The sequence below is a fragment of the Paenibacillus plantiphilus genome, assembly GCF_927798095.1.
Lineage (GTDB): Bacteria > Bacillota > Bacilli > Paenibacillales > Paenibacillaceae > Paenibacillus_Z > Paenibacillus_Z plantiphilus.
This window is the reverse complement of sequence record NZ_CAKMMF010000007.1, coordinates 233,049-252,756: the sequence shown is the minus strand read 5'-3', so window position 1 is coordinate 252,756 and position 19,708 is coordinate 233,049. Positions and strand designations below refer to the sequence as shown.

Sequence of the window (19,708 nt, the reverse complement as noted above, 5' to 3'; positions counted from 1 at the left end):
GTAATTCTGCTTAGTCTGAATAGAGCAGCATGCCAACAAGCACGCCTCAACCTGCAACCTGCTTTTGTGCACAAATAAAGACACTTCTCTTGATCATCTGCGATCAGGATGAAGTGCCTCTAGTGGACTAATCGGCATGCCGTTTATTGGGCTGAATAAGCAGTTTGTGTTTGTGCTTGTGCTTGTGTTTGTACTTGTGTTTGTGCTTGCGCCTTCGCTTGCGAAGAGCTGGAATCCTTCTTCACGCGATGCTCCGGGATATTATTATTCGCGATAATTTCGCCAAATGGACTGATAAACGCCCTCGCGTCCTCCGCCTCCTCCGTACGTTGAAGCGGCAGCTTAGGAAAGAGCAGCTCTGCAGTCCGGTACGCTTCCTCCAGATGTGGATAGCCAGAGAGGATAAACGTCTCAATGCCAAGCGCCGCATATTCTTTCATACGGGCAGCTACATTGTCCGCACTGCCAACAAGCGCCGTCCCCGCACCACCGCGAACGAGTCCAATACCTGCCCACAGGTTGGGGCTGATCTCCAGATTGGAGCGATCGCCCCTATGGAGCTGAGACATCCGCTTCTGGCCTTCCGAATCCATTCTGGCAAAAATACGCTGCGCCGAAGCGATTGTCTCTTCATCCAAATGTTCGATCAGCTCATTGGCCGCCTTCCACGCCTCTTCCTCCGTCTTGCGCACAATGACATGCAGCCGGATTCCGAATCGCAGCGTACGGCCCTTCGCAGCGGCCAGCTCGCGCATCCGATTAATCTTCTTCTCAACCTCTGCGGGCGGTTCGCCCCATGTCAGATACACATCAACATGATCAGCGGCAACGTCCATCGCCGCATCGGACGAGCCTCCGAAGTATAGCGGGGGATAAGGCTTTTGCACGGTCGGATACAGAACCTGCCCACCCTCAACCCGTATATGCTCCCCTTCAAAATCCACCGATTCCCCTTCCAGCTCACGCCGCCACACCGACAGAAATTCATCCGTCAGCTTATAGCGCTCATCGTGATCCAGGAACAATCCGTCTCCGGCCAGCTCCACAGGATCTCCCCCGGCTACGACATTAATGAGCAGCCTTCCCTTCGAGAAACGATCCAACGTAGCGGCCATCCTCGCGGCAAACGTCGGTGTCGTTAAGCCCGGACGCAGCGCAACGAGAAACTTCAGTTTCTCAGTTGCCGGCACGAGCGTAGAGGCTACCACCCATGCATCCTCGCAGGATCGGCCTGTAGGCAGCAGCACCCCGGTGTAGCCCAGCTCATCAACAGCTTGGGCGATTTGCCTGCAATAATTGTAGCTGACCGCTCTTGCACCTTCACTCGTACCCAAATATCGTCCATCACCATGCGTGGGAATAAACCAAAACAGCTCCACGCCCATCCCTCCTTCAGCTATCCCATATTATTGTTTAAACGGAGGTCACTCCGCCCTTGCTTATTTCCTTCAGCAGCTTCCACACCGGCTCAATCAGCCGGTCCTTATCGAATCCATTGTATTGATTGGCATAGCCCCGCACGGGATCGCCCGCATAGAACCGCTCATACAGCTCATGCCGCGCGCCTAGCGGACTGCCGATTAAGTCCCAGGCCAGCTTGAACAGCTGAACCTTCTTCTCTGCACTAACGGACGCCCCTTCGAAGTACAAATGCATCAGCTTGGAGATCGGCCCATAGAAGTCCTCCATCCCTGAAGGCGTCTGCACGAATCCGCCCGCGCCTACCTGCTGCAAAATCTCCATCGCCCGCGGATAGAACCTTGTGCCAATATTGCGCGCCGTATCGATGTACGACAATTCCGGCACCAGCACACCCGCCGCATCAGGCTTTGCCCCTGCTTCCGCCGCAATGATCAACGCTTTGATAACATCAATCTGCGTCAGCAGCTCGCCCAGCTTCTCTTGAATGTGGAGAAATCCCGTTACCCCTATCGACTCGGCCACCGCGAACGAAACGCCAGTGACGAACTCCAGCTTGGCCACATACCTCACGACATTCTGGTGAAAAGCGAGCGCATTGGCTGTCTTATTCGCCCTAAGGACTAGCACCTTCTCCGAATCGCCATACAACAGCACTCGTTCCCAAGGGATGAGCACATCATCGAAGAACAGGACAGCATCCATCTCATCATACTTCGAGCTGAGCGGATGATTCTGCTCACGGTGGTCGGCGAATGACTCTCGGCACACGATATGCAGCCCCTTGGAATTGGCTGGCACAATGAGCACATGCGCATGCTTGGCGTCCTTGGCTCCGAATTTCAAGAAGGAGAAGATGACGAAATCATGTGTATAAGGCGCGCCGGTAGCAATCATTTTGGCCCCTCTGACAACAATGCCATCCTCTGTCTCCCGCACCACATGGAGGAATCGCTCCGCAATCCGGCTGTCATCCAGTCCCTGCGACCGGTCAATCTGAGGATCGATAATGGCTGTCGTCAGAAACAAGTCATTGTCTCGGGCATGCTCATAATAAGCCGTAATCTTCTGCTCGAAGCCGGAATCAAGACGACTCAGCTCACCTCGCGCCGCATACCAGCCTGTTACAATAGAACGTGCATAATCAGACAATCGGCTCATCATGCCATGCGTTTCCGAGGACCAGCAGGAGAATGAGCCCCTGCGCTGTGCAAGCTGCTGTTCGGTATAAGGGACAAGGAACGAGCTGTGCGCATAGCGCTCGCGCCCCGGCACTTTGTAACCCACCTCATCTCGAAGAATCGGGTCGTCCAACGTCTGGAACAGCTCGCGGATTGTCGTCAGAGTCCCCTTGAACGCCGGATGGTCAGGGATGCTCTCCACTCTTTTCCCCTCCAGCCATACATTGCGTCCATCATTCAAGCTGCGGAGAAATTGATCGCCCCTCACTCGTCTATCCCTCCTCCAGCAATAAAACCAAATATTCCGATTGATTTTATCAGATTTATTTACTATGATAGCTAATAATTCCTGTTATACAACAATCAGTTTCCTTGTATGTGATGGTTATCCAACATAGATCGCCGTATTTATCGTTTAACTTCACAATAATCCTACGCTGCAGTTTTATATGTGGGGTGAGAATTAGGAGAGGAATTGCTGGGATGCCCCTTGGCACAGCAGATTGAAGGAGTTTTTCATCATTTTTCATTTATCGGATAATCAACATCGTTCGCGAATGTGTTGGTTTTATGAGGTAGGAGGTTATGGCTAATGATAGACGGTCAAGCGGTGGACCGCCGTGTTCGCCGCACGCAGGGGATGATAATCGATGCTTTTCTGTCATTGTGTCAGGAGAAGGAAGTCGGGGACATCATTATTAAGGACATTACCGATCGCGCCAACGTGAACCGTTCAACGTTCTATGCGCATTACGAGGACAAGGATGATCTGCTTAGCAAAATAACGAATGAAAAGCTGGCGGCACTGGCCCGGCTGGCCCGTGAGCAGACAATGCCTTACCAGCCCGACTTTGATACGCTCGATCCTTATTATGTCGCGCTGTTCGAGCATCTTGCAGACAACAAGCTGTTCTACAGTGTCATTCTGGGCAGGCTGGCAGACTCCCCTTTTGCCGACCAAATGGCAGGGACGATCCGCGAGAGCTTCTATACCCGCATCTCCAATATAAGCAAGGAGCAAAAGCTGCTCATTCCGCTCGATATTTTGCTGGATTATATCAGCTTCTCCATTCAAGGCATTATTACTAAATGGCTCGCCCAACAGATGATCTATTCTCCCCATCATATGGCACTCCAGCTCACCCGTCTGTCGCTGCTCGGCATCTACAACGCCATGGGAGCTGCGGAAAAGAGGTGACAAGCGCCCGCACATAGGTGCAGGAGGGAGAGCCGACTCACGACAAGCTTCCGGGAAAGCCGTCTAAGCTTCGCCCAGCCCCGCAATAAAAGGGGGAGGTCGGGGCTCTCCGCTTATCGCCTCCATAGGCCTTTACCCATTTTCAACGGCTCGTCGAGGTTGTAAGGCGATTTTTCAGGCTTACAGGCCTCTCCGGCTCCTTTCGCCGCGCTGTAAGGCGGTTTTGTCCGCTTTCAGACTCTTTCGTCGCTACTTTCATCCGCGCGTTGGAGCTGTAAAGCGATTTTTCAGGCTTACAGGCCGCTCGGGCTCCTTTCGCCGCGCTGTAAGACGGTTTTGTCCGCTTTCAGACTCTTTCGGTGCCACTTTCATCCGCCGGCTGGAGCTGTAAAGCGATTTTTCAGGCTTACAGGCCTCTCCGGCTCCTTTCGACTCGCTGTAAGACGGTTTTGTCCGCTTTCAGACTCTTTCGTCGCCACTTTCATCCGCGCGTTGGAGCTGTAAAGCGATTTTTCAGGCTTACAGGCCTCTCCGGCTCCTTTCGACTCGCTGTAAGACGGTTTTGTCCGCTTTCAGACTCTTTCGTCGCCGCTTTCATCCGCGCGTTAATCTTAGCGATTATAAATGCGAATGATCCCTTCGGCCGCCTCTTCCAGAAGCGACTCCGCTCCGCTCATAGCCTCTTCAAGTGTCATCGGCCGGTTCACAATGCTAACAACCGCCGTTACCCCGTGCTCGTACAAGCTATCTATGCCTGTGCCGACAGCGCCTGTCAAAATAACGACAGGGACACCATATTGGCGGGCAACATGCGCGACTCCGCAGGGGGTTTTGCCGCGTGCTGTTTGGAAGTCCGCTTGGCCCTCGCCTGTAATGACAAGGTCGGCATCTTGAACAGCGGCATCCAGCTCCATAACCCGCGCAATGATGGATACCCCGGATTCCAGCTTGCCATTCAGAAAGGCCAGAATAGCGCCGGATAACCCGCCTGCCGCACCTGTTCCCGGCATATCATGGATCGCAACCCCTTGTACACGTTGAATGGCATCGGCGAAATTATTCATGCTGCGATCGAGCAGTTTAACCACCGCAGGCGCCGCGCCTTTCTGCGGGCCGAATACAGCCGAAGCCCCGCTCGGGCCGACGAACGGATTGTCCACATCACAAGCAACCACAAATTCACTTTCCGCAATTCGCGGGTCCAACCCAGCCGTACGAATCGCCGCTATGGCATCCAATTCTCCGCCGCCAAAACCTACGGACTGCCCATCCTGATTCAGCAGCTCGACCCCTAACGCCTGCAGCATGCCAGCTCCACCATCGTTCGTGGCGCTCCCTCCGAGGCCAAGGATAAACTTGCGGCATCCATGATCCAGCGCCGCAATAATCAGCTGACCGAATCCGTATGTCGTTGTAACTAGCGGATTTCGCTCATGGGGAGCGATGAGATACAGGCCCGAGGACATAGCCATCTCAATGATACAGGTTGTTTGGTCCCCAAGTATGCCAAAGCCTGATTCAATATCCCTGCCTAACGGGTCTTTAACGGTCGCCTTTACAAACCGTCCCTCTGTTGCGTCTATGAGGCATTCCATCGTACCCTCTCCGCCATCAGCCATCGGAATAATCACGGTAGCGATTTCAGGAAAGGCCCGTTTAATCCCTTTATCAATCGCAACGCCGACTCTCTTCGCCGACATACTGCCCTTGAATGAATCTGGTGCAATGACAATTTTCATCCGCGCCATTCCTTCCTCGATTAGATCTTCCAAGCTGTCCGTACTGTCGGTTTACATAATCATATGCTTATTATAGTGACGGCTCTCGCAGACATCAATGCGCATCAACCGCTCTGCGACAAATATATCGCGTGCAAGGAAGAGCAGTTTAATAAAATAAAAAACCTCCAAAACCACATCAACTGTGTGGAATCGGAGGTTACGAGTTACGAGCTTCTATTTGAATGATCTCAATCAATTGTTCGATGATGGCGATAGCTTAGGCAGCCCACGCCCGAACTTAATCGAATCTCCAGCAGCTCAAGCTCAGGCTGCCGAATTGATAGCTGCGATGCAGCAGCGTTGCTTTCTTGCCCGTGTCGCCTGATCCCATGACCAGCAGAAGCGGGATAAAATGCTCCGTAGTCGGCACAGCCTCTCTCGCATAAGGCGCAAGCTGCTCATACTGGAACAGCGATTCCACATCCCATGCTCGCAGCTTCTCATCCAGCCAGCCGTCAAATTCCGCCGCCCATTCATTGACGCCGGAAGCGCCCCAATCCAGCCGCCGCAGATTATGAACGGTCCCCCCGCTCCCTATGATCAGAATATCCTGTTCACGAAGCGAGGATATTGCCATGCCGATTCGGTATTGCTCCTCATTCGACAGATAACGATTCACCGACAGAGCGATTACCGGAATGTCGGCCGTTGGATACATCAGATGCAGCACGACCCAAGCGCCATGATCCAGCCCTCGATCTGTATCGATCTTGGTTGGAATACTGTGCTCCTGGAATAACGATTGAATTTCCTTCGCCAAGTCTGGAGCGCCGGACGCAGGATATTCGACCTGATACAATTCAGGTTGAAATCCTGAAAAATCATAGATTGTTTCATACGATTCCGCGCCGGATACCTGCTGCTCCCTGCTCTCCCAGTGCGCTGAGAACAGGACGATAGCTTTAGGCTTAGGCAGTTCAGCTTCAAGCCCCTTCAGAAAGTCGGTATACGCATGATTCTCAATTGCCAGTGACGGAGCACCATGAGCGATAAATAAGGAAGGCAGCATATACAAGCTCCTCTCATTCGTTTTCATCCATATTCGTTTTCATCCATATTCGTTGTTCATCCATATTCGGTGTTCATCCTATGTTCACATTCATTTTTCATCCATATTCGTTAGTCATATTCATTTCCAGCCTTGAAGGCGAAGGCAACCGGAGATGTCGCTGCCGGATTTAAAATGCTGCGGCAGCTTATGCTATAGATGTTCTTCATCGGCCTCGCAGTTACCTTCAGCTTTATTTTCTGGTGGTGATGAGCTGATCTACTCCGACCCCGCGCTCATCCGCAATGGTGAAGTACGCCGCCAATGCAATCAGAGCAAGATCCAATTCGTACCCTGCCATTCCGTCAGTTCCAAGCAAGCCGCCATCCAGCTTCGCGGTGAAGATCGCCCCAATGAGCATGATGACGAAAGCCGCCGAGAAGTACCGCGTTGCAAAACCAACAACGAGAGCAATACCACCAATCAGTTCAAGAAAAGCAACGATATAAGCAACAAATTCCGGGATGCCAATGCTGCCGAACCAACCCGCTGTATTGCCCAGCCCCATCTGGAATTTCGAGATTCCATGAGCCATAAATAGTATCCCCACTATTACTCGCATCAACGTTACAACTGCTCTTGTCTTCATTTTCTACTAACACTCCTTCATTCATTTATCCAAATTTTGCGAACCCATACTCATGCACCCTGATCATGACCCTTCTATCGATATCAAGAAGTTATATATAAACATATTTTATTCATATAACAAAACCATCCACCAAAAAAGAAAGGCGTATCACCTCGTGCCACCTCCTTAAAATAGTATTCTTATATAGAACAATAGTTCATATTTGATAACAACAATTTATCACCTTCCTTGTGGAGTGTCAACCTTCTTTTTGGTATTATGAATATCATGTATCTATTGCCAAACCAAGGAGATGGTATTGAATGGATATCGGGGCTGCGATCCGCGCTATTCGCAAGCGCAAGGGACTGACGATTCCTCAGCTATGTGAAGGGACCGGGCTATCCAAAGGATTCATAAGCAATGTCGAAAATAACAAAACCTCTCCGTCTATCGCTACTCTGGAGAGCATAGCTACCTTCCTCAAGGTTCCTCTGCCGTATTTGCTGCTGCGCAAGGAGCAGCGTATGCATGTTGTGAGACAAGACGAGCGCAAGCATACAACAACCGGCAAGGAGAAGCTGAAGGTGGAGCATCTGTCTGCTCAGGGCGGCCTGCGCATGATGATTGTAGAGTCTCCCCCCGGCTCATCCACCGGCGACCCCCATGCTCATGAAGGAGAGGAATGCCATTTTGTTCTGAAGGGAAGAATATTAGCGGAGCAAGGCGAGGATTCTGCAATCCTTGAGGAAGGAGATGCCTTCAGCTGGAATGCCAGCGTCCCCCACAAGGTGACCAATATCGGCGAGCAGCCAGCGTTGGTGCTCATCTCCGTCTATCGGGAAGTTCATACTGAGGATGTTCTGTGATAATATTCTGTGATAATAAGTGGGTAGAAGAGGCCTCCCCCGTCATCGATGACTGAGAAGACCTCTTCGGAGTTTGACTATGCAGTTCTGCTTACGGCAAGCGGTAAATAGCGAAAGGCTCGACATAACGATAGTGGCTGCTGATCGCATCCAGCTCTTCCCCTAGCCCTTCCGAATCAAGCTCTATAGACAAGCTCTTCAGATTGTTCTCCAATTGATCCGTCGAAGTTGCACCTGCAATAACCGTCGCTACAGCGGGTCTGCCCATAAGCCATGCCAGCGACAGTGCGCTCGGTGTATGCCCGTGAATCTCTGCCAGCTTACTGGTCTGCTGCCCTAAAGCAATTGTGCGCTGATCAAGGAATTTATTGAAGTTATGATCCTTATCCGCCCTTGATCCGGCTGGCACAGCGTCAGTTGAGTTGTATTTGCCGCTTAGAATGCCGCCTGCCAGCGGGAAATAAGGAATGATGCCTACTCCCTGGTCCAGACACATCGGAACAAGCTCAAGCTCAGGCGTGCGATCCGCCAGAGAGTAGCTGGATTGCGTGGAGATAAACCTGTTGAGTCCCAGGCGATCACTAATCCCCAGCGCTTTCATCAGCTCCCATGCCGCATAATTTGAAGCGCCTATGTAACGAACCTTCCCAGAGCGAACCATATCCTCCAATGTCCGCAATGTCTCTTCAAGCGGCGTATTAGGGTCAAAGGTATGAATCTGGTACAGGTCAATATAATCCGTCTTGAGCCTCCTAAGACTATCCTCCAGCTCCCGCTGCAAATGATAACGGGATGATCCGCGCTCATTAGGACCGTCTCCCTTAACTAGGCCCGCCTTAGTTGCCAGTACAACCTCATGGCGTTTTCCCTCCAGAGCGCGGCCGATAATCCGCTCGGACTCCGTACCTGCATAAATATTCGCTGTATCGATGAAATTAATGCCGCTTTCTATAGCGTGGTGAATAATCTCGGTGGAAGCGATCTCGTCAGACCGTTTGCCAAAAGCATTTGTACCCAATCCCATCACCGATACAACAAGTCCACTATTGCCAAGACGACGATACTTCATATTGAATCTCCTCCTCATCTACGATCATCTACGATACAAACATCGTCCGTAATTGTAACTGCAATTTCAAGCTGCCCAGAAAGTACGATGGATTAATGAGCCGCACCCTCCAACTATACCGCTATCAATCCGCACATACCTGCAAAAGTTTTCGCAGTAACGGAGACGCACCGCGCGCAGCTCCCAGCATGCGGTATTTCGCTGCATGACGGCGATCGGTCGAAGCGACGAATGGTGCAACCCACGCGAAAAAAAGCCCTGGGTAATTTGCTGTTTCTGAAAAAATGGACATATTAAGCATGTCTCTGCTGCCGATTCTCCACGTCTAGCTCAATTGCCGCATGAATAATCATTGTGCATGACATGTTTTCGTTAGCGGGCAAAGCGTATAAGAATAGTATAAGTAAATCTGCATCAAATCAACAGACGTACAAGCTCCTGCCATGGACCAACCGCTGTCATGCAACGCGACACCGCGTGCTGGGAGCTGCGCACGATGTGATAATAACGGCGGTGGTACTACTCGAAGATAGTACTGTGAGGCAACTGAAGGGGGACTTATAATGACAGTAAGAAACATAAGGAAGGCAGTGACTGCAATGCTTCAACTAGGCGCGATACGAACCGGCTTTGTGCTTGGCATTTCGCTGGTGCTGGCAGCCATCATTTATTTTTTCGCAGCCAATTGGGGTGGATTAGAACGCATGGAGAAAATCATCGCCTCTGTCGGGCTGGTTGCTCTCTTCTACGGTGCTTCTTATATCCTGTCCAAATTCCGCTCCATGCTTGGCCATCATACCTTTCTATCCACACTGCTCCTTGTGGGAGGCTGCATTTCCTTTGGCGCGGCAGTCGCTCTGCTCGGACAAATCTATAATTCACATGCAGACAGCTACCGCATATTCCTTGTATGGTCCATCCCTACTCTATTATTCGCCTGGATTACACGTTACAACCCTTTTTACCTGCTCGCTTATGTGCTTCTTCATCTGGCCTTATGGTTCTACTTCTTTCCTTCCTCCTTGCCCGTGAACCATGATGAAACCACCCTTATCGCCATTGGCGGCTTGTTCGCCATCATCAATTTCATCCTGTTTGCTCTAACAGAACGGTATAAGGCAGCATTCTCGCCGCTGAAATTCATGAGCTTTGTCATTCTCCACACTTCCCTGCTGCTGATGACCAACTCGTTCGTGTACACTATCCTTGGACCGTGGATGAATCTTATTGACGCTGCAGTGATCGGTACAGGGTTCTATTACTTCTCTCGCGTCCGGCTGAGCAAAGGTTATCTTGCAATCAATGCCTTGGCGGCGTCCGCATTCGCAGTCTTCAAATTCATTGAGCTTGCTGTCAGGCATGCCTCTACCACCTTTTTCTTCTACGGGCTGGTCTTTGTTGCCCTGCTGCTTATGGGCAATGTACTCTTCTTCCGTTATTTGAATAGGCTGGGCAAGGACGAGCAGCCCGATTCTGCACAAGGTGACCAGCCAGCCAGGAAGCACTCGCCCCGTCAAGCTGGAAGCAACGTTGCAGCAGCCGTGTCCATCATCGTTACTGTGCTCGGTGTTACGATCGGCAGTGCCTGTTTAATCGGGCTCGTGCTGTTTACGATGGACAGCAGAGATCCGCAGCATATCTTCCTGTTCCTATCGTTGCTGTTCGCCGTTCCGATGACTCTCTTGACGACTATAAATGCTACCGTTCGCTATACCTTGCTCTATATCGGGTATTTGCTGGGGATTGTGTCCATCGTGTGGATCGATTCTATCCTAATTTCAGCATTATACACCCTTCTATTCGCAGCTGGCTGGATTCGCCTCGAAGAACGCTTGCAGCGCTTCATCACCTATGGACTGCTTAATTTCTCTGTCGCTATGGCGCTTCATTCCTTCGATTACCGGCTGGAGCTTACAATCCTTCTCTTGTCTATCGGCAATGCGGCTGCATACCTTCTCCATTCCCGGATGAAGGATAACGATAGCCGGCAGCAGGTTAAGGAAAGCAGTCTGTGTCTCACCCTGCTCTTCCTGTTCTGGCTCACGTTCTTTAAGGATATGTTCCCCTATTCTTATGCGTTATTGAATGCCATTTATTTGATCGTAGTCAGCTATCTGCTGTTCCAATCGATTCGCAGGAATCATGCCATCGAGACGGCTATCAGCTCCGTATTCTGGTTCGCGTTTCTAATCTATAAATACTACGATCTATTATGGTCGCTCTTGCACAAATCCGTTACCCTCGCCCTTCTGGGGCTACTGATACTGCTTGTTACCTACATCATCGCCCGGCGAAGCCATGCAGCGGATAGCAGCGGCAGTGAGACAGCCCGTAATTTCTGGCATCGAAGCTTCCTGCTGCTGCTTATTGTCATCGTTCTGCAATTCGGATTCCTCGCTTATGAGGCGGTGTCGAATGAACGACTGCTGCGCAACGGCGCATCAGTTAAGCTTGAGCTTCAGCCGATTGATCCCCGATCCTTGCTGCAAGGGGATTATGTGACTCTTAACTACAGCATTTCAACATTGCAGCTGGAAGGCCGTGGCAGCAGACAAAGGGTACGGGTCGTGCTGGCCCAAGATGCGAGAGGCGTTCATGTCTTCAATCGCCTGTACAGGGATGGCGAGACTCTTGCTCCCAATGAAATTGTGATGAACGGAGTGACCAGCGGCTGGGGACCGATCTATTATGGCATCGAAACCTATTTCGTACCCGAGGGGACCGGACTGGCAGTTGAACGCAGCGCCCGCTTTGCCTATATTCGAGTAAGCGCCAATGGAAATGCTCTGCTGGAGCGATTGGCTAAGGAATAGAGACCTGATGTCAGCACTGTCCTCGTCGTTTTATCCAAAACTGTCACTTTTTTAAGCAGCCCAGTTATTGTAAACTACGATAAGAACTTACTGCCGACAATGATAAAGAGGTGCAAATTCGCACCTCTATTTTTGCTTTGAAGGAGGAACAAGCAATGAACATTCATTTACAGTCAGTAATGGGGACAGGCATTCAGCCCCAGCAATTTATCGACGGGATGACGAGAAACAAAGAGAGCTTATTAGAGTGGTATAACCGATTTCGCTGGGAATCGCAGGAGGATGAGCATTTTTTTCGCTCACTGAGAGCTCGCGGGACATGGAGATGTCTTATTCTGTGCACAGAATGGTGTCCCGATGTCATTTGGAATTTGCCAGTGCTATTGCATGTGCTGAAGCATGGCGAGATTCCGGTAGAGATTCTTGTTATGGAGCAGCATCTGGACACGATGGATTTATTTCTGACCAACGGAGGGCGTGCCCAGCCGATAGCCCTGTTCGTTGATGCTGCCAGCGGAGCCGTAGTGGGACAATGGGGACCTCGTCCGCAATACATTCAAGCGGTCATGCAGCAATTTCGGCGGGACAATCCGGACCGTGAAGAGCCGGGCTATCAGGATATGGTCGCAGCCGCACGCAAGGAGATCGCGGCACTCTACCATGCAGGAACGGAATACCAGGCTGTAATTGTACAGGAGCTAAGACAGCTGCTGACAACCATTATCCAAACCGAGGAGCGCCCGATATGAGCATGTATACACTTCCTGACTGGTCCGCTTCGGCACTCCTAACCATTGATACGCAGAATGACTTCACCTTGCCGGGAGCGCCAGCGGAGATTAAAGGAACGTTCGAGATTCTGCCGAATATGAAGCAGCTTCTCGATTTATATCGGGTCTCCAACCTGCCCATTATTCATGTGATACGTCTATATAAAGAAGACGGGTCCAACGTTGATATTTGCAGGAGGGAGGCTGTCGAGAGAGGCGCGCGGATTGTAGCGCCAGCTTCCCCTGGCTCAGAAATTGTTCTGGAGATTAGACCTCTTGAGCGGATCAGATTGGAGCCAGACCTGCTATTGAACGGAGAGCTGCAGCAGATTGGCTCCAAAGAATGGATCATGTACAAGCCGCGCTGGGGCGCATTCTATGGAACCAAGTGCGAGCAGTTTCTGCGTGACAGAGGGGTGAATACGCTCGTCTTCAGCGGCTGCAATTTCCCTAATTGTCCGCGAACCTCAATCTATGAGGCAAGCGAGCGTGATTTCCGAATCGTGCTTGCAGAGGATGCCGTATCCGGCCTGTATGATCAGGGCGTGCGAGAGATGGAGAATATCGGCGTGAACGTGATCCCGACTTCAGATATCGCGGGTTCTATTCCTAACAGCAAGTTTCTGGTGTAACTGCATTCTATTCTGCATATGGAGGGTGTTCCGCGATGAAGATGGCGTTTGTATTGTTTGATGGAATGACCACACTGGATCTTACCGGCTTCTTCGAAGCTGTCACATGGATTGGTATCCCAATGGATTATCCATACTATGTAGTGAATGCGCAGCCCCCGATTCGGTGATCCTACAACAGTTGATGGACCTATGAACAGCAATGATGTGAGGCACGCACTTGAAGGAGGTCTTGATTAATGGCTATGTTGGTGGACAAGGTAGCGATTGTGACTGGCGCCGGCAGCGGGATGGGACGTGAGGAAGCGCTTCTGCTTGCCCGTGAAGGTGCCAAGGTTGTTGCAACGGATATCAACGAGGCTGCCGTGCAAGCGGTCGTTAAGGAGATTGAAGAGGCTGGAGGAGAAGCCGCGGCTTTCCCCCACAATGTCGCTTCTGAGGATGAATGGGTGAAAGCAGTTGATGGCGCTATCCAGAAATACGGCAAGGTGGATGTCCTGGTTAATAACGCGGGAATCTCGCATGCTGCCGGTCTGCTTGAAACGACCATGGAGCAGTGGAATAAGGTCATTCACATTAATCTAACGAGCGTCTTTCTTGGAATGAAGCATGTCATACCACATATGCAGACGGGCAAGGGCGGCTCGATCATTAACATCTCGTCGATCGCCGGACTGACCGGCAGCAGTGGAGCAGGCGCTTATACAGCATCCAAAGGCGGTGTCCGAATGCTCTCCAAGGCGGCTGCGGTTGATTTCGGGAAGGACAATATCCGTGTAAACTCGGTTCACCCCGGCTTTATCGAAACCCCGATGAGCGCTGGTTTTGTTAACGATGACCGCATGCTTAAGTGGTTTCTGTCTCAAACGGCTCTCCCGCGCGTAGGACAAGCCTTCGAGGTTGCTGCTGCCGTGCTATTCCTTGCATCTGATGCATCCGCTTATATTACAGGTGTTGAACTGCCTGTAGATGGCGGCGTCACAGCCAAATAGCAGCAGGGTCCCCGCTAGCCGCGCGCAGCTCCAATGCGGTGGGGTGACACGTGATGGCCGACCCACACGACAAGACAGACGCACACTAGCGCGGAGCGGGGGCGGTCTGTCTTGTCGCATATCCCCCTTGCCCGCCGCCCATCCTAATAGTGCTTCAAATAATAAATCGCAAGCTGGGTACGGTCCCTCAATTGCAGCTTGTCCAGCAGACCTGTCACATAATTCCTTGTCGTACCCTCGCTCAGATAAAGCTTCTCGGCGATCTCCTTATTGGACATTCCTTCACCGACCAGCTGCAGAATCGCCAGCTCCTTGGCCGTTAATTCAGTATGTCCGGGCGACTTCTTCTTGTCTTCCCCGATCATCGCGGACAAGGCTCCCGCCACTTCCTTCTGGAATACGCTATTCCCTTTGCCTACAGTTCGCAGACTTTCGATGATGCTGTCTGCGGTTTGATTCTTGAGTATGTATCCCTCTGCACCGCTTCTGACCGCTTCCTTGATATATTCGTCATCCTTGAAGGTTGTCAGGATTACCACTTTGATGTCCGGCCAGTGGTCCTTGATCAGCTTTGTGCCAAGCACTCCGTCCATGATCGGCATTCGGATATCCATCAGTACCAGATCCGGACGCCCGTTTCGGCATTGATCGAACGCCTCCTGTCCATTCTGCGCTGTTCCCATGACCTCGATGTCATCCTCCAGCTCCAGCAACACCTTCAATCCGTCTCTGATCAGAGCATCATCATCCACGATAAGAACCTTCAATTCCAATACCTCCTTCTTGCCTGGGCAGCAGGCTGACGATCAGAAAACCATCCATGCCGCTAATCGAAATACTGCCTCCTACATTGCGTATCCGCTCCTTCATACCGCTCAGGCCGAGCCCTTCCTTAATTCGATGGCAGCCGATGCCGTTATCCTTGATGTATACTCTTGTAAATTGCTCATTGGCATCAATGGCAATGGCAATCTCCGTTGCAGCGGAATAGCGGTATGCATTCGTAAGAGCTTCCTTCACATTTGTCGTAATAATCTCCAGATGATGAGCTGGAAGTGAATTGAAATCCCCTGTCAGCTTCAGCTCCACCGGACAAAATTTGAAATTATCGATAACGTTGTGAATGTATTCGACTCCCAGTGTCTCCTTGGGCTTAATGTTATGCACCGTATCCCGAATAATATCGATTGTGCCGGATAGACTCGCAATGGATTTCGCAAGCATATCGAGCGACTTGTCCTCATCCTTGCCGCGCAGCTTGAAGGAAGCCTGCAGATGAACCAGCACCCCTGCCATACGGTGGCCGATTGTGTCATGAATTTCCCGGGCAATCCGATTCCGCTCCTTAATCTCGGCAATGTTGGCGATATCCAGCGAGGAACGAAGCAGCTTGTCCTTTGTCTGCTCCAGCTCATACCGCAGCCGCCGTTCATCATCCAACGTCCGCCTGTACTCGCTCTCCTTCCCCTCCCTCCCCCGCAGCGCGAAAGCGAGCAGCCCGCTAATCCCTAGCAGCAGCGTCAGCATGAGCGCTTCCTCATTGCTGTGCAGCAGATATACGCCCGCAACGGCAACCAGGAGCAAGCCCCAATAGGCTCGCTTGAAGGTATAGTCGAATACAGGCATGCATAGCAGAACTGCTAGTCGAGCATCCGTATAGACATCCGCACAAATAAGGAGGAACAGGACCGTTCCCATGACCAATGAATCCGCATATCTCTCCTTGAACACGATGACGCCTGCCGTAACAAGAAAAAGCAGCAGCACCTCGTAGGCGACCTGACCTTCCAGGGACAACGTAATTATGCTGTAGAGAAGCACTGCGCTTGCCAAAACATATCTCATGACGTTTCCCACCGGTTTTTTCCCTCTATTATAGCTTGCAGCAGCAAAAAGCGCCCTCATAATCTCTTTCAATCAGGCGCCTTGCTCGCTCTATTATTTTGCAATATCCGTTTTGCGGAGCGTTCCGAGCAGGAAGAAGATCGTGGCAAAAACAATGAGAACCGCCAAATCCTCGGCAATAGCAGCGAAGGACTGTTCGCGCAGCAGCTTGTCAACAGCCTGCATCACCCAAGTGACAGGCACGAATTGAGCGAGCGCCTTGACGGCGTCGGGAACGTCATCCATCGGAAAATATGCTCCGCCCAGCATCGCCATCGGCGGTATCGTGCAGATGCCTAGAATACAGGCTTGTACGATGCTTTTGGCATGGGCGCTTATCGTAATTCCCAGAGCTACGCTTACGAGGGCGAATACAACGAATAACAGAACCATTTGAAGCACGGACGGCCCCATATACAGCCCAAAGCCGAATTTAAGAACAGCGAACAGTACGGCGATTTGAATAATCGCAATAACAATAAAGCTGGCTGCATTTTGCAGCATGTAGCTGCGAATGCGGATCGGCGCTGCAAGGGTGCGATAGAACGTTCGGTTGCTCTTGTTCATTAAGATCAGCATCGCGGTTACCATCGAGGCATAGAGCATCGATACTGCCATGAAGCCGAATGCCGCCCGCGAATTCTGATATTGCGGGTCAACAGCCTCCTTGTACTGCATCGCCATGCCCCCCGCTTGATAGGCATCCAGCGCTCCATAGAAGGCGGTCTCGTCCTTCCCCGCAGCATGAGCCATTAGCCTGCCGTTGTGGAGGAAGCTCTCCACATAGCTCTTGATTGGCAGCGACAGGTTTGATTCCTCCACGTAATAGCCCTGGACCTTGGACGAATCTCCCCGAATAAAGCTCTGGGTAAAGCCTTTGTCGATCACCAGCACATAATCTGCGGTTAGACCCATCAGCTCCTTCTGCAGGTTCTCCTCCTGAATCGTTACCAGAGTCGCAACGGTCGCCATTTCCTTCGCCAGAAGCGCCGTCAGCTTCGTCCCATCCTTATCAAGGATTGCCGCTTTAAGCGTCGGCTTGACCTCAAGGACCGACATCGACATCATCATCAGCGGGAAAAGAATGAGGAAGAACAACTGGACCTTGCTCTTCAAAATCCGTTTGATATTCACTGAAAAAATACTCATCCGGCTCTCCTCCGATCCGTTATCCTTATAAGAGAAAGCACAACAGCTGTATAGATAATCAAGTACAGAATCGGAGAGCCCGACGATCTGACAATAGAAGAGGCTCCGCCGTAAATGCTCTGGAATATCGTTTGCTGGGCATGGAAGCTCGGCGTGAACCACCCGATTGCCTCCAGCAGCGGACTTACCTGATGGCTGAATCCCCCTGATGCCAATGTGAAAATCAACATGAGACCCGTCATTAGCAATACGGTGATCACCAAACTGTTCGTGAGCTGGAAGAGCAGGATGCCCAGACTTACAGAAATGACAGAGAAGAGGAAGAGGGCGACCAGAATTAAAGCTGTATTGCCGTTCCAGTTCACTTGAAAAGCAAATTTCGAGATAAGAAACACTGCAACTGCGGCGCTGAACAGAGTCAATGCGTTGCCCGCTATCCTCCCGATCAGCAGCTCGTATCGCTTCACAGGAGCGATGACCGTCCGTTGGCTGGTGTAGCTTGCAGTGTCCCGTGTCATGGAAAGCACGCCAAGCACGCCGCCGATCAACAGACTCTGAAATAAGGTCGCCACCGCATAATAGTCGATTCCCCGCGGGATGAGACCCGCTGTAGTGATCGGCATATCCTGTATGCTGCTCTTGTTCTCCACAAGTTGAATTTGCGTCCCCAGACTGACAATGGCCTGCGACGTATTGGTCATGCGTACGAAGGCCTCAACCACAGGCTTAACAGCGGAATAGCCTCCACCCCCATACACATTGATCAGCGAGGCATCCCCAGCAGCGATACCCTTGGAGGCATCAGCCGGGATATGGATCAAGGAGTCAATCTCCTTCGATTGAACCATGCGCAGCCCATCCTCCAGCTTGCTGATCTCCTGTACCTGAAGAACACCCCGGATTTCATCGGATTGCAAATAAGCTGCGAATTGCTCCGATACCGCTCCTTTGTCCTCGGACAGATAGCCTGCCTTCGCTGCCTCTACCCTCTTGGGTGAGAACTCGCCATCCAGCGCACTCCCTATAATAAGCATGAGCATGATCGGGGAGACCGTTAATGCTGCCATCACTTTATAATCCCGCAAATTTCTAAGCACCGTATAATAGATAATTGTCCACGTATTCATCGATATGCCCCCTTGCTGATCATACTTAGTCTCTTAATGACCTGCCCGTCAGTGTAAGGAACACACCTTCCAGTGTCGGCTTCTCCATATTTAACGAAATAATCTCCGAATCGTTCGCGAAGACACATTCGATGATTTTGCTTAAATTCTTGCTGTTCTTATTGGAGATGACCTGCAATTGCTTGCCTTGCAGCAGACACTCCTTCACACCGGCAATCTGCTTGATCTCATCAACGATCGTATAATTCACTGCGGACAGCTCGATGCTCGCCTTCTCCTCTGTTGCTGCGAGCGCCTTCAGCTCGTCCTTCGTACCTGCCGCGATTATGCGACCATGGTCCATAATGGCGATGTTCGTACAAATCTCTTCGACCTCTTCCATGTAGTGGGAGGTGTAAATAATCGTCGAGCCCATACGATTCAGCTCTTTAATCGATTGCAGGATATGGTTCCTGGATTGCGGATCGATGCCCACAGTTGGCTCATCCATAATGATTAGCTTGGGATGATGCAGAATCGCGCAGGCGATGTTCAATCTCCGCTTCATGCCTCCCGAGAATTTCTTCGGCGATTCCTTGCTCCTCTCCAGCAGACCGGTGAAGGTCAGCGCCTCTTCAATCCGTTCCTTCAGCAGCGGTCCTCTCAGGCCATACAGCCTGCCAAAATAATGCAGGTTCTCATAAGCGCTCAGGTCCTCGAATACCGCTATCTCTTGAGGAACAACTCCGATCTCGCGTTTGATCGCCAATTCGTGTGTACGGATGCTTTTGCCAAAAATTTCGATATCCCCGCCGTCCAGCTTGGTCAAACCGGATAACGTGCTAATCGTTGTCGTCTTCCCCGCCCCGTTCGGTCCAAGAAATCCGAAAATCTCACCTTCCGTAATAGACAGATTCAAATGGTCAACCGCCAGAAAGTCCTTGTATCGTTTAATCAAATTCTCCACTTTTACAATCATATGCCATCCCCCGTTCTCCTTTATATACGTCTATACTACGGCATATCGGAAGCCGCTGGCAGTGACGTGAAGAATCATTGCGCATGACATTTGTCATCATTTTGCTGTGCATCATTGTGCTGCTTTTGCTTCATTATTGATCTCCATTAACCATTGCCTGAGCGTCCTTCATAATACTAAACGATTGAGAAAGTCTGCGAGAGTGCATCCGCCTTCGCTTACATCCGCTTTACCAGGTTGATGCAAA

General features: G+C 51.1%; 18 protein-coding genes. 7 read left to right on the top strand and 11 right to left on the bottom strand.

The genetic code is table 11. From position 1 onward, the window contains the following. Nucleotides 1-143: 143 nt before the first annotated feature. Complete coding sequence (gene ssuD / locus L6H65_RS08760) at nucleotides 144-1,379, bottom strand: FMNH2-dependent alkanesulfonate monooxygenase (protein ID WP_236340120.1); 1,236 nt, start codon at nucleotides 1,377-1,379, stop codon at nucleotides 144-146. A 34-nt stretch (nucleotides 1,380-1,413) separates the two neighbouring features. Beyond that, complete coding sequence (locus tag L6H65_RS08755; RefSeq protein WP_236340119.1) at nucleotides 1,414-2,868, bottom strand: 4-hydroxyphenylacetate 3-hydroxylase family protein; 1,455 nt, start codon at nucleotides 2,866-2,868, stop codon at nucleotides 1,414-1,416. A 324-nt stretch (nucleotides 2,869-3,192) separates the two neighbouring features. On the opposite strand from L6H65_RS08755, the gene L6H65_RS08750 reads away from it, so the two are divergent. Continuing rightward, nucleotides 3,193-3,798 (top strand): TetR/AcrR family transcriptional regulator, encoded by a 606-nt coding sequence (locus L6H65_RS08750; protein WP_236340118.1) that lies wholly within the window; start codon nucleotides 3,193-3,195, stop codon nucleotides 3,796-3,798. A 611-nt stretch (nucleotides 3,799-4,409) separates the two neighbouring features. Here L6H65_RS08750 and L6H65_RS08745 read toward each other — a convergent pair. The 3 genes from L6H65_RS08745 to L6H65_RS08735 all read right to left on the bottom strand — a co-directional run bounded on the left by L6H65_RS08745 (nucleotide 4,410) and on the right by L6H65_RS08735 (nucleotide 7,216). Further along, nucleotides 4,410-5,537, bottom strand: a complete 1,128-nt coding sequence (locus L6H65_RS08745; protein ID WP_236340117.1) for a glycerate kinase — start codon at nucleotides 5,535-5,537, stop codon at nucleotides 4,410-4,412. A 280-nt stretch (nucleotides 5,538-5,817) separates the two neighbouring features. Continuing rightward, the gene (locus L6H65_RS08740) at nucleotides 5,818-6,588 is read right to left on the bottom strand and encodes a dioxygenase family protein (protein WP_236340116.1); all 771 of its coding nucleotides are present in this window, start codon (nucleotides 6,586-6,588) and stop codon (nucleotides 5,818-5,820) included. A 232-nt stretch (nucleotides 6,589-6,820) separates the two neighbouring features. Beyond that, a complete protein-coding gene (locus L6H65_RS08735) occupies nucleotides 6,821-7,216 on the bottom strand; it encodes a DoxX family protein (RefSeq protein WP_236340115.1) in 396 nt (131 codons plus the stop codon). 305 nt (nucleotides 7,217-7,521) lie between these two features. On the opposite strand from L6H65_RS08735, the gene L6H65_RS08730 reads away from it, so the two are divergent. After that, on the top strand, nucleotides 7,522-8,067 hold the full coding sequence (locus L6H65_RS08730) for a helix-turn-helix domain-containing protein (protein WP_236340114.1): 546 nt from the start codon (nucleotides 7,522-7,524) through the stop codon (nucleotides 8,065-8,067). Between the two features lie 91 nt (nucleotides 8,068-8,158). On the opposite strand, the gene L6H65_RS08725 is transcribed toward L6H65_RS08730, so the two are convergent. After that, nucleotides 8,159-9,136, bottom strand: coding sequence for an aldo/keto reductase (locus L6H65_RS08725; protein WP_236340113.1), 978 nt, complete (start codon nucleotides 9,134-9,136; stop codon nucleotides 8,159-8,161). Nucleotides 9,137-9,699: 563 nt separating this feature from the next. Between L6H65_RS08725 and L6H65_RS08720 the strand changes: the two genes are divergently transcribed. The 5 genes from L6H65_RS08720 (at nucleotide 9,700) to L6H65_RS08705 (ending at nucleotide 14,343) form a co-directional block, all read left to right on the top strand. Then, complete coding sequence (locus L6H65_RS08720; protein WP_236340112.1) at nucleotides 9,700-11,949, top strand: GDYXXLXY domain-containing protein; 2,250 nt, start codon at nucleotides 9,700-9,702, stop codon at nucleotides 11,947-11,949. 155 nt (nucleotides 11,950-12,104) lie between these two features. After that, nucleotides 12,105-12,698 (top strand): thioredoxin family protein, encoded by a 594-nt coding sequence (locus L6H65_RS08715; protein WP_236340111.1) that lies wholly within the window; start codon nucleotides 12,105-12,107, stop codon nucleotides 12,696-12,698. Then, complete coding sequence (locus tag L6H65_RS08710; RefSeq protein WP_236340110.1) at nucleotides 12,695-13,351, top strand: cysteine hydrolase family protein; 657 nt, start codon at nucleotides 12,695-12,697, stop codon at nucleotides 13,349-13,351. The genes L6H65_RS08715 and L6H65_RS08710 overlap by 4 nt, the downstream gene beginning before the upstream one ends. Before the next feature lie 35 nt (nucleotides 13,352-13,386). Then, nucleotides 13,387-13,521, top strand: a complete 135-nt coding sequence (locus tag L6H65_RS26560) for a hypothetical protein (RefSeq protein WP_290370339.1) — start codon at nucleotides 13,387-13,389, stop codon at nucleotides 13,519-13,521. Between the two features lie 69 nt (nucleotides 13,522-13,590). After that, nucleotides 13,591-14,343 carry an SDR family NAD(P)-dependent oxidoreductase gene (locus L6H65_RS08705; protein WP_236340109.1) on the top strand — a complete coding sequence of 251 codons (753 nt, stop codon included), beginning with the start codon at nucleotides 13,591-13,593 and terminating at the stop codon, nucleotides 14,341-14,343. A 143-nt stretch (nucleotides 14,344-14,486) separates the two neighbouring features. Here L6H65_RS08705 and L6H65_RS08700 read toward each other — a convergent pair whose 3' ends face one another. The 5 genes from L6H65_RS08700 to L6H65_RS08680 all read right to left on the bottom strand — a co-directional run bounded on the left by L6H65_RS08700 (nucleotide 14,487) and on the right by L6H65_RS08680 (nucleotide 19,461). Then, the gene (locus L6H65_RS08700) at nucleotides 14,487-15,110 is read right to left on the bottom strand and encodes a response regulator transcription factor (RefSeq protein WP_236340108.1); all 624 of its coding nucleotides are present in this window, start codon (nucleotides 15,108-15,110) and stop codon (nucleotides 14,487-14,489) included. Then, nucleotides 15,088-16,188: a sensor histidine kinase gene (locus tag L6H65_RS08695; protein ID WP_236340107.1), complete on the bottom strand. Its 1,101-nt coding sequence runs from the start codon at nucleotides 16,186-16,188 to the stop codon at nucleotides 15,088-15,090. The genes L6H65_RS08700 and L6H65_RS08695 overlap by 23 nt, the downstream gene beginning before the upstream one ends. Nucleotides 16,189-16,281: 93 nt before the next feature. Continuing rightward, on the bottom strand, nucleotides 16,282-17,376 hold the full coding sequence (locus tag L6H65_RS08690; RefSeq protein WP_236340106.1) for an ABC transporter permease: 1,095 nt from the start codon (nucleotides 17,374-17,376) through the stop codon (nucleotides 16,282-16,284). Then, the gene (locus tag L6H65_RS08685) at nucleotides 17,373-18,503 is read right to left on the bottom strand and encodes an ABC transporter permease (RefSeq protein ID WP_236340105.1); all 1,131 of its coding nucleotides are present in this window, start codon (nucleotides 18,501-18,503) and stop codon (nucleotides 17,373-17,375) included. The genes L6H65_RS08690 and L6H65_RS08685 overlap by 4 nt, the downstream gene beginning before the upstream one ends. A gap of 25 nt (nucleotides 18,504-18,528) precedes the next feature. Further along, entirely contained in the window at nucleotides 18,529-19,461 is a 933-nt protein-coding gene (locus tag L6H65_RS08680) for an ABC transporter ATP-binding protein (protein WP_236340104.1), read from the bottom strand. Between the last annotated feature and the right edge of the window lie 247 nt (nucleotides 19,462-19,708).

Bases quoted from the DNA above. Each gene is read 5' to 3' on its own strand.
- L6H65_RS08750 (WP_236340118.1), top strand. From the start codon at position 3,193: ATGATAGACGGTCAAGCGGTGGACCGCCGTGTTCGCCGCACGCAGGGG.
- L6H65_RS08745 (WP_236340117.1), bottom strand. From the start codon at position 5,537: ATGAAAATTGTCATTGCACCAGATTCATTCAAGGGCAGTATGTCGGCG.
- L6H65_RS08740 (WP_236340116.1), bottom strand. From the start codon at position 6,588: ATGCTGCCTTCCTTATTTATCGCTCATGGTGCTCCGTCACTGGCAATT.
- L6H65_RS08735 (WP_236340115.1), bottom strand. From the start codon at position 7,216: ATGAAGACAAGAGCAGTTGTAACGTTGATGCGAGTAATAGTGGGGATA.
- L6H65_RS08730 (WP_236340114.1), top strand. From the start codon at position 7,522: ATGGATATCGGGGCTGCGATCCGCGCTATTCGCAAGCGCAAGGGACTG.
- L6H65_RS08725 (WP_236340113.1), bottom strand. From the start codon at position 9,136: ATGAAGTATCGTCGTCTTGGCAATAGTGGACTTGTTGTATCGGTGATG.
- L6H65_RS08720 (WP_236340112.1), top strand. From the start codon at position 9,700: ATGACAGTAAGAAACATAAGGAAGGCAGTGACTGCAATGCTTCAACTA.
- L6H65_RS08715 (WP_236340111.1), top strand. From the start codon at position 12,105: ATGAACATTCATTTACAGTCAGTAATGGGGACAGGCATTCAGCCCCAG.
- L6H65_RS08710 (WP_236340110.1), top strand. From the start codon at position 12,695: ATGAGCATGTATACACTTCCTGACTGGTCCGCTTCGGCACTCCTAACC.
- L6H65_RS26560 (WP_290370339.1), top strand. From the start codon at position 13,387: ATGAAGATGGCGTTTGTATTGTTTGATGGAATGACCACACTGGATCTT.
- L6H65_RS08705 (WP_236340109.1), top strand. From the start codon at position 13,591: ATGGCTATGTTGGTGGACAAGGTAGCGATTGTGACTGGCGCCGGCAGC.
- L6H65_RS08695 (WP_236340107.1), bottom strand. From the start codon at position 16,188: ATGAGATATGTTTTGGCAAGCGCAGTGCTTCTCTACAGCATAATTACG.
- L6H65_RS08690 (WP_236340106.1), bottom strand. From the start codon at position 17,376: ATGAGTATTTTTTCAGTGAATATCAAACGGATTTTGAAGAGCAAGGTC.
- L6H65_RS08685 (WP_236340105.1), bottom strand. From the start codon at position 18,503: ATGAATACGTGGACAATTATCTATTATACGGTGCTTAGAAATTTGCGG.
- L6H65_RS08680 (WP_236340104.1), bottom strand. From the start codon at position 19,461: ATGATTGTAAAAGTGGAGAATTTGATTAAACGATACAAGGACTTTCTG.